Source organism: Agrobacterium sp. SUL3 (assembly GCF_001263295.1).
Classification (GTDB): Bacteria; Pseudomonadota; Alphaproteobacteria; order Rhizobiales; family Rhizobiaceae; genus Agrobacterium; species Agrobacterium tomkonis.
Genome location: NZ_KQ414504.1, coordinates 53,987 through 62,954 on the forward strand (window position 1 = coordinate 53,987; position 8,968 = coordinate 62,954).

An 8,968-nucleotide genomic window follows, 5' to 3' on the forward strand; every position below is an offset into this window, starting at 1 on the left:
GATGCGGATTTCGAAAAAGGCGCGCATGAACCGGTTGTTCCGCAATGGCGGATGCCTTGATGTGGCCATCGATCACGGGGTTTGCAACGAGCCGAGTTTTCTCATCGGGCTTGAGGATATGCCGCAGACCGTCGAAAAGCTGGTGGAGGCAGGTCCCGACGCAATCCAGATGGTCTACGGGCACGCGGATCTGTTGCAGCAGAGGCCGGAGCGGGACAAGCCGGCCCTCGTCATGCGCATCGATATGGGTAACCCCTATAATTCCACGCGCCACAGAACCATGTGGTCGCAGCTTCAGAATTATCACGATCCGATCATCGGCGCGCTGGAAATGGATGCCGCCTGCGTTGTCGTGAACCTGTTCATGCTGCCGGATGAGCCGGAACTGTTTCGCCAATGTGTCGAAAATATCAGCCGTGTGCGCGCCGATTGCCACCGGTTCGGCATGCCGCTGATGATCGAGCCGCTGGTGATGCTGCCGAATGATATCAGGGGCGGTTATCAAGTGGATGGCGACGCCGAAAAGATCGTTACGCTGGTGCGTCTTGCCTCGGAAATGGGCGCCGATATCATCAAGGCCGATCCCACCAGTGATCCGCAGGATTTTCACCGGGTGATCGAAGCGGCGCGCTGCCCGGTGCTGGTTCGGGGCGGGGGGCGAGAGGACTTGCGCAACGTGCTGGCAAAATCGGCGGCCTTGATGGCTCAAGGGGCGAACGGGCTGGTTTATGGTCGCAACATCTATCAGCATGACAATCCGAAGGCCGTTGTTGCGGCCCTGATGGGCATCATCCATGAGGGTGCGAGCGGTGAGGAAGCATGGGACATCTATAATCGTGGCTGAGAAAAATCATATATTGGGTTTGGATGTCGGCAACACGGTCATCAAGGCCGTGCTGTTCGACACGGCGGGCCGGCAGGTCGCACAACATGCCATCGACGGCCATTCGACATTTCCGCAGCCCGGTTATGTCGAGCGTGATCTTGAGGAATTATGGCGCAATGGTTGCGCGGCGATCCGCCAGCTTCTGGTAAAATCTTCGGTCGATCCCCGCAGCATTGTGGCGGTGGGCTGCGCCGGTCATGGCAATGGTCTTTACCTGCTGGACAAGGGGCAACAGCCGCTGCTCGGTATCCAGTCGCTTGATAGTCGTGCCGCCGATATTGCGGCCGAGCTTGACCGGAAAAGCGGAGATTTATTGCAGGCCCGCTGCCTGCAGCGGCCATGGCCTGCGCAAACGCCCAGCCTGCTTGCCTGGGTAAAACGGCATGCGCCTGACATATATGCACAGACCGGCACGGTGCTGTTCTGCAAGGATTTCGTCAATTTCCGTCTGACCGGCTGCCTTGCCAATGACATTTCCGACCTCAGCGGTGCGGGATTGCTTGCCTTGCCTGAAGCGAAGCTCGACCGGGAACTCCTGTCGCTTTATGGGCTTGATGATGCCGCTGCCTTTTTCCCGCGCCTCGTGGAATCGGCTGACATCGTCGGCCGCGTCACAAGCGAGGCTTCAGGAGCGACCGGGCTCTCCGAAGGCACGCCCGTCATTGGCGGGTATTTCGATGTCGTCTCCAGCGCCATGGGGTCGGGCGTCATCAATGCGGGAGAGGCTTCCATCATTGCCGGCACCTGGAGCATCAATCAGGTTTTCGCCGACAAACCGGTCATCAGCCCCGACGTCTTCATGGTGACGACATTCGGCCGGGACCGCTATGTCAATATCGAATCCAGTGCCACATCCGCCGCCAATCTCGAATGGTACGTGCATCGCATTCGCGGCGACCATGGCGATCAGGCCTTCGACCGGTGCAACGAACTGGTCGGCTCGGTTACACCGCGCGCCGACGATCCGTTCTTTCACCCCTTCATCTTCGGTTCACGGCTGGGCGCGGAATTCCGGGGCGGCTTCTACGGTCTGGCGGGGTGGCATGGCGAAGGCCATATGTTGCGTGCCCTGTTCGAAGGCGTCTGTTTCGAACATCGTCGTCATATCGGCGTCCTGCGTGAAGCCGGCCTGCCGGTCGAAAGTGCCGTGATGTCCGGTGGCGGTTCCCGCAGCCAGCATTGGCCGCAGATCATGGCGGATGTGCTGGAAATTCCCCTGCGTGTCGCCGAAGCCCGCGAGACGGGCGCGCTTGGTGCGGCGATCGGTGCGGCCGTGGCGGTCGGTCTCCATCCCGGTTATGAGGAAGCGGTTGCGGCGATGACGCGCGTGGCGAGTGCCTACGAACCGAATGAAGGCCAAGTCCGGCATTACCGGTGGCGTTATGGTATCTACACACAATTGACCGGCCAGTTGCGGGGCTTTTGGAATGCTCTTCGCCTGCAGGAATAAGGGTTCCGGGCTTTCCGATTCAGCGGTGCGCATCATGCGCACCGCATAGATCATGACGGCAGCGGTGCTTTGCCCTGGCCGGCTGGTTTATTGCCCGGCGGTTCATCGGCCGCATCACGAACATTATCGGTGAGACCGCTCAGATCGCACAGGATGGTCAGTGCCGCCGCGCCGCAAGGCGGAAGGGGCCAGGCGGGGAAATGCAAGATGGACATTATCGGCAAATTGCGCATCTTATCCCTGTAAGCAGTAATGGGATAAGCAGCAGCAGATGGATATCAGGCGCCTGAAATCGTTTATCACGATTGTCGACATGGGTAGCATAACAAGAGCGGCGGATGTGTTGCATATCGCCCAGCCGGCGCTGAGCCAGCAACTGGCAAGCATCGAGGAACATTTCCGTCAGAAGTTGCTGACCCGAAGCCAGCAGGGCGTGGTCATGACCGATGCCGGCAAGGTCGTCTACAGGCATGCCCAGGTGATTTTGCGACAGATGGAGCAGGCACAGGCAGAGGCTCTGGAGGCAGGTGCGGTACTCTCCGGCAAGGTATCAGTCGGGCTGGCGCCCTTCAGCAGCGCAGCCACATTGGCGCTGCGTCTGATGGAGGAAACCAAGCGGCTTCATCCCGGCATTCTCCTGCATATCACGGAAAGCGTCAGCCAGCCCTATAGTCAGATGATCATGAACGGCCGTCTGGAAATGGGCCTGATTCACGGCACCGGGCCGATCCGGGGTGTCAAGTTCACGCCGTTATTGCGTGAGGAATTCGTGCTGGTCGTGCATCGCAGCTTCGGCGTGGAGCCCGGCGATGCGCCGATCACAGTCGCTGATCTGGCATATCTGCCCTTTCTTCTGCCACCGACCTATAATTTCGTGCGCCGCGCCATCAATCTTGCCTTCACCCGCAGCCGCAAGGATCTGATCGTGATGGCGGAGTTGGAATCGGTAAGGACCATCGCGCGCGGCGTGGATGCCGGGCTTGGCGCGACCATAACGCCCAAAGCCATCGCCGACCGCATCGTGGCGGAATCCAATGAGGAAATCGTCGTCAGGCAGATCGCGAGCCCAATGATCGAGGAAACGCTGTCCTTCTGCGTATCGGACAATACACCGCTCTCCGAGCCGGCGCTTGCCGTGAAGGAAATATTACTGCAACTGGCGGAGACCTTGAAATAAAAGGGTCAGGCCGGTTTTAAAGCCAAGCGCAGCACCGTTTCTCGGTGCCGCGCGTGGAAAAGATCAAAGCATGGCTTCCTTGCGGCAGTTCACCAGCAATTCGGCCACCGAAAGATTGTTCGGCAGGCGAAGCAGGGTTTCCACCATTTCGGCAAGATCTTCCGGCTGGGTCATGTCCTCGCGGCTGACTTCCGTTTCGCCTGATGTCATATCGGTTGCGATATAGCCGGGGCAGAGGGCGGTGGCGCGCACGCCGCTGTCCCATAATTCCTGGCGGATACCATGGGTGAGGGCGACGACGGCGAATTTCGTCATCGCATAACCGACATTCGACCCAACGCGGCGTCCCGCCAGCGAGGCGACATTGATGACCCTACCCTGTCCGGTTTTTACGAGATGAGGAATGGCGGCGCGGGTGACCCTCAGCGGACCCTTGACGTTGATGCGCCACATCTGGTCGAGGCTTTCTTCACCCGTATCCATCACCCGGACCTTCGGGTTGATGCCGGCGCAATTCACCAGACCATCGATCCGGCCATACCTGGCCGCAACCGCGTCAACCCAAGCCTCCGCCGAGCCCGCCTCTTCCGCATCGTAGCGATCAGCCGAAAGCCGGTCCTTCACCGCAACGGCGGCCGGATTTCGCGCTCCCGCCGCGACGGTGAAGCCAGCTTCGTGAAGCCTTTTGGCGATCGCAAGGCCAAGGCCCCGCGATGCGCCGGAAACCATGATGACACGGCCACTTCCTCCCAACATGCTGTTCTCCCTATTTCATTCCATTGCAGAATTCGGCGATGCGGGCGCAGCCTTCGGCAAGGTTTTCCATGCTGGTGGCATAGGAAAGCCGGAAGAAGGGGCTGAGGCCATAGGCCGCGCCCTGCACCGTGGCAACGTGATGTTCGGCGAGCAGCGCCATGACGAAATCGGTATCGTTTTCGATCTTCGTGCCGCCCTTCGTCGTCTTGCCGATCAGCGCGGCAATATTCGGGAAGATGTAGAAGGCGCCCTCGGGCTTGTGGCAGCGAAGGCCGTCAATCTCGGCCAGCTTGCCGAGTACGAAATCGCGGCGCGTCTTGTAGATATCGGCGCGCTCCTTCAGCAGATCCTGCGGGCCGTCGAGAACCGCGACGGCGGCGGCCTGCACGATGGTCGCGACGCCGCCGCTGTTTTGGGTGTTGACGTTGCTGATGGCCTTGATGAGATCCTTCGGGCCGCCGCAGAAACCAAGGCGCCAGCCGGTCATGGCATAGGCCTTCGATGCGCCGTTGACGGTCAGAACACGGTCATAAAGCCGGGGTTCGACTTCGGCGATGGTGCAGAATTCGAAGTCGTCATAGATCAGGTGCTCATACATGTCGTCGGTCATGATCCAGACATGCGGATGCCGCAGCATGACCTCGGCGATTTCCTTCATTTCCGCGCGGGAGCAGGCGGCGCCCGTGGGATTATTGGGGAAGTTGAAAAGCAGCCATTTGGTCTTCGGGGTAATGGCGGCTTCGAGATCTTCGGCCCGCAGGCGGAAACCGTTATTCTCCGGGCAAATCACCGGCACCGGCACGGCGCCCGCGAACTTCACGATATCGGCATAGCTGATCCACGACGGCGCGGGAATGACGACCTCATCGCCCGGATCGCAGGTGGCCATGATGGCGTTGAAGATGATCTGCTTGCCGCCGCCCGCCACCAGAATCTGGCTTGGATCGTAATCGAGATTATTGTCGCGCTTGAACTTCCGCTGGATTGCGGCCCGTAGCGCCGGCGTTCCGTCGGCTGGCGGATATTTCGTGTCACCGGCAAGGGCCGCCGCATGCGCCGCCTCGACCGCGTGGGCAGGGGTCGGGAAATCCGGCTCGCCGGAAGACAGGCTGATGACCTTGATGCCCTGAGCGGCGAGATCGCGGGCTTTCTGGGTCATGGCGAGCGAAGCCGACACGGTGACGTTGTTAAGGCGTTGGGCGATGGTGGGCATGGATTATTTCCGATTGTGACGGTGAAGGCAGGCATCGTCGCGACGCCAGTGCATGACAAAGAGGTTACGGGAATTTTCCGCCGTTTCCCCAATACGACTTCGATGTGAGGTCATACGGGATTTTGATGCATCGGCTTCAAACGGCTGCTTCGGTCCATACTCGTATGCGATGACCTAAGAGCAATAAACTATTATGCAGGGCGTCGGCTTAGCCCCTAAGCTCCTGACAACAACAAGGGAACGACGCGTCGGGCAATATTGCCCAAAGAGGTAACCGACGCGAGCAAGCAGAAACATGCGACAGGTGCCGGCGAAAGACCGGATACCTCGACAGGGAGCACACCCAGCAAATTCTAGTCATAGGCTTGGGCGATCACGTCGTTCGGGTCAACGCGATGCCTCGTGCCGTATTCAACGCGACGGGAGTATAGATGTCGGATATTGCGATCATGAAACCCCATGCCCTGCCACGCCGTGGAATTTCCGGCTGGAAAGCCATCGAGCGCCAGCTGTTTTCACCGGGCATACTCATATTGCCACTGTTGATCTTCCTCACGATCTTCTTTTTCTGGCCGGCCATCCGCCTGATGACCTTCAGCGTCATGACGCAGAATTCGCAAGGGTTGATCGGCTCCCCCTTCACGCTTGCCCATTATGTCAGGTTTTTCGAGGTCGATCTTTACCAGAAGGTGCTCTGGGCGACGATCCGCATCAGCCTCGTCACCTCCATCATCGCGGCCATACTGGCCTATCCGGTCGCGACCGTGCTTGTGCGCGGCAATATCGCCACCACCCGCATCATCACGCTGATTGTCATCGCGCCGCTCGCTGTCAGCGTCGTGGTTCGCGCCTATGGCTGGCAGCTCATTCTCGGCAACGGCCCGACCGGCCTTCTGAATTATGTGCTGATGAATCTGGGCATCATAGACAGCCCGCTGACGCTGCTGTTTTCGGATGCCGCCGTCATCATCGGCTCCCTGCACATTTTCTTCCCGATGATGGTGCTGCCGCTGTCCTCAGCTCTCGGCAAGATCGATCCGAATCTCCAGCAGGCCGCGCGCACGCTCGGCGCGCCGGCATGGAAGGTGTTCTTGCGGATCACCTTCCCGCTCAGCCTTCCCGGTCTGTTAGCGGGTTTCACGCTGGTGTTTTCGCTCGCTTCCGCATCCTACGTCATTCCTGCCCTGATCGGTGGTCCTGGCTCGCAGATGCTCGGCAACATGGTCGAACAGCAGGTTCTCGCGGTCTATGACTGGCCGTTCGGCGCCACCATCGCCACCATCCTCGTTTTCATCGTCATTCTGATCAACGCCGTCTCGATGCGGCTGCTCGGCGGGCGTCGTATCAAGGCAAGCGCGTCATGAACAACAAGCTGACCGGCACGTCCGCCATCATCCTCTACGCGACTACCGCCGCCATGATGGTCTTCATCCTGGCACCTATCATCCTCGTCGTCGCCATCTCGTTCTCCGACAGTTATTTCGTCACCTTTCCGCCGCAGGGTTTCACGTTCCGCTGGTATGCGGCAGTAATGCAGAACGAGGAATTCACCGCCGGCCTCACTTTCAGCGCGGCGCTGGCGGTGGCGACCACCATCCTTTCACTGGCGCTCGGCGTTCCCGCAGCCTTCGCGCTCTCCCGTGGAAAATTCATCGGCCGCTCGCTGATGAAGGGGCTGCTGCTTTCGCCGCTGATCTTTCCCGTGCTGGTGACCGGCCTGGCATTGCTGCAGCTTTTCTCCGGCTATGGCTGGATGGATACCAAGCTGAAGCTTCTCATCGCCCATACCGTCGTGACGTCGCCCTATGTGATCCGCACGGTGCTGACCAGTCTTCAGCTCGTCAATGTCAGCCTTGAGGAAGCGGCGCGCACGCTCGGCGCCACCCGCTGGAAAACCTTCACGCGGGTGATCTTTCCGCAGATCGCGCCCGGCGTCGCCTCCGGCTCGATCTTCTGCTTCATGGTTTCTTTCGACAATTATCCCGTTTCGATGTGGCTGGCCGATTCTGCGAACCTGCCCGTGCCCATCGTTCTCTATCGCCAGATCGGCACGGTTTTTGATCCTTCGGTCGCGACCATGTCCACCATCATCATTCTTCTGGCGGTGACCGTCGTGCTCGTCCTCGACAGGCTGGTGGGTCTGCGCCGGGCAATGGCTATGTAAATCAACAACAAGAGGGGTACCCGGAAATGACAGACAAGACCATCATCATGAAACGGCGCAGTTTCCTGACAGTCACCGCAGGCGCGCTCGCCACACCCTATTTTTACACCGCGGCTTCCGCACAGGACCGCACCATGTATGTCGGCGTCTATAATTCGGCGCAGGGCGGGCTGATCAAGAAGGAAGTGATCCCGGCTTTCGAAAAGGAATATAAGTGCCGGGTCCTGACGACCGAAGGCGCGACGCTCGCCAATATCGCGACGCTGCGCGCCACCCGCGAAAATCCGCAATATAGCGTGATGTCGATGGACGATGTCGGTGTTCCGCAGGCCAAGGAGGAAGGCCTGATCGAGCAATTGCCGGCGGATGAAATCCCCAACCTCAAGAATGTCTATTCGCGTTATCTCTTCGAAGACAATTTCGGGGTCGGTTTCGCGATTTCGATTGCCGGCCTGTTCTATAATCCGACGACGGGCAAGCCGTTCGAAAGCTACGAACAGATGTTCGACAAGAAATATGCCCGCCGCATGCTTCTCAACACACCGAAGAATACCCAGAGCGTTCTGATGCTGATGGTGGCGGCCGCCCTTGCGACGGGCAAGCCGCTGAAAGAAGCGCAATATGATACGGATGCCGGCTGGGCGAAACTCGCCGAGCTGAAGCCTAACGTGCTGTCGATCTATGATGCGGAAGCGCAGACGATGATGGTGGCGCAGGGCCAGGCGGATTTCGGCGGCATCGAATATTCCAAGGCGGTTTATCCGCACACCAAGAAGGGCGTGCCGCTGGACATGACCTTCCCGAAGGAAGGTGCATTCACCGGCATCAATTCCATCGCGCTCGTCAAGGGCGGGCCGCACCGCGATCTCGCGCTTGCCTATATCAACCGCATCCTCGATCCGGGCGTGCAGAAGATGCTCTCGGAAGCGACGCTGAGCGCCCCCTCCGTCAAGGGCATCGAGTTCGGCGCGGATACGGCGAAGTTCCTTGCCTACCCGGAAGCGAAGATGGAAACGCTCAACCTCTTCACGCCGGACTGGAAATACATCATTCCGCGCCGCGCCCAATGGCTCGAAAAATACAACCAGACCTTTAACGGCTGAGGAACGCTGATGAAATCCGTAGAAGTCCGCCTGGAAAGACTGACCAAGCATTACAGCGGTCAGGTCGTTGCCGTCGATGATGTTTCGCTTACCGTCAAGGCAGGGGAAATCCTGGCGCTTCTCGGCCCGAGCGGCTGCGGGAAAACGACCTGCCTTCGCATGATTGCGGGGCTTGTCGATCCCACCTCGGGTGAAATCGTGGTCGGCGGCAAGCCGACC

9 protein-coding genes are annotated in these 8,968 nt (G+C 59.4%); 7 read left to right on the forward strand and 2 right to left on the reverse strand.

The genetic code is table 11. The features are described from left to right. The first annotated feature begins 1 nt into the window (after position 1). The 3 genes from AKG12_RS14390 to AKG12_RS14405 all read left to right on the forward strand — a co-directional run bounded on the left by AKG12_RS14390 (position 2) and on the right by AKG12_RS14405 (position 3,513). A complete protein-coding gene (locus AKG12_RS14390; protein WP_052819347.1) occupies positions 2 to 844 on the forward strand; it encodes a class I fructose-bisphosphate aldolase in 843 nt (280 codons plus the stop codon). Beyond that, entirely contained in the window at positions 837 to 2,336 is a 1,500-nt protein-coding gene (locus tag AKG12_RS14395) for an FGGY-family carbohydrate kinase (RefSeq protein ID WP_052819339.1), read from the forward strand. Before AKG12_RS14390 ends, AKG12_RS14395 begins: the two co-directional genes overlap by 8 nt. A 271-nt stretch (positions 2,337 to 2,607) precedes the next feature. Next, complete coding sequence (locus AKG12_RS14405; RefSeq protein WP_046799038.1) at positions 2,608 to 3,513, forward strand: LysR substrate-binding domain-containing protein; 906 nt, start codon at positions 2,608 to 2,610, stop codon at positions 3,511 to 3,513. A gap of 63 nt (positions 3,514 to 3,576) precedes the next feature. Here the strand turns inward: AKG12_RS14405 and AKG12_RS14410 are convergent, their stop codons facing one another. Together AKG12_RS14410 and AKG12_RS14415 are read right to left on the reverse strand one after the other, a co-directional pair. Beyond that, positions 3,577 to 4,269, reverse strand: a complete 693-nt coding sequence (locus AKG12_RS14410; RefSeq protein ID WP_046799037.1) for an SDR family NAD(P)-dependent oxidoreductase — start codon at positions 4,267 to 4,269, stop codon at positions 3,577 to 3,579. Between the two features lie 10 nt (positions 4,270 to 4,279). Then, entirely contained in the window at positions 4,280 to 5,482 is a 1,203-nt protein-coding gene (locus AKG12_RS14415) for a pyridoxal phosphate-dependent aminotransferase (protein ID WP_052819341.1), read from the reverse strand. Positions 5,483 to 5,913: 431 nt separating this feature from the next. Here AKG12_RS14415 and AKG12_RS14420 point away from each other — a divergent pair, with 431 nt between their 5' ends. From AKG12_RS14420 to AKG12_RS14435, 4 genes are all read left to right on the forward strand, one after another. After that, complete coding sequence (locus AKG12_RS14420; protein WP_052819342.1) at positions 5,914 to 6,846, forward strand: ABC transporter permease; 933 nt, start codon at positions 5,914 to 5,916, stop codon at positions 6,844 to 6,846. After that, on the forward strand, positions 6,843 to 7,646 hold the full coding sequence (locus AKG12_RS14425; RefSeq protein ID WP_052819343.1) for an ABC transporter permease: 804 nt from the start codon (positions 6,843 to 6,845) through the stop codon (positions 7,644 to 7,646). The genes AKG12_RS14420 and AKG12_RS14425 overlap by 4 nt, the downstream gene beginning before the upstream one ends. A gap of 26 nt (positions 7,647 to 7,672) precedes the next feature. Continuing rightward, the gene (locus tag AKG12_RS14430) at positions 7,673 to 8,749 is read left to right on the forward strand and encodes an ABC transporter substrate-binding protein (protein ID WP_046799034.1); all 1,077 of its coding nucleotides are present in this window, start codon (positions 7,673 to 7,675) and stop codon (positions 8,747 to 8,749) included. 9 nt (positions 8,750 to 8,758) lie between these two features. Then, a partial coding sequence (locus AKG12_RS14435) for an ATP-binding cassette domain-containing protein (RefSeq protein ID WP_156316053.1) occupies positions 8,759 to 8,968 on the forward strand: 210 nt, incomplete at its 3' end.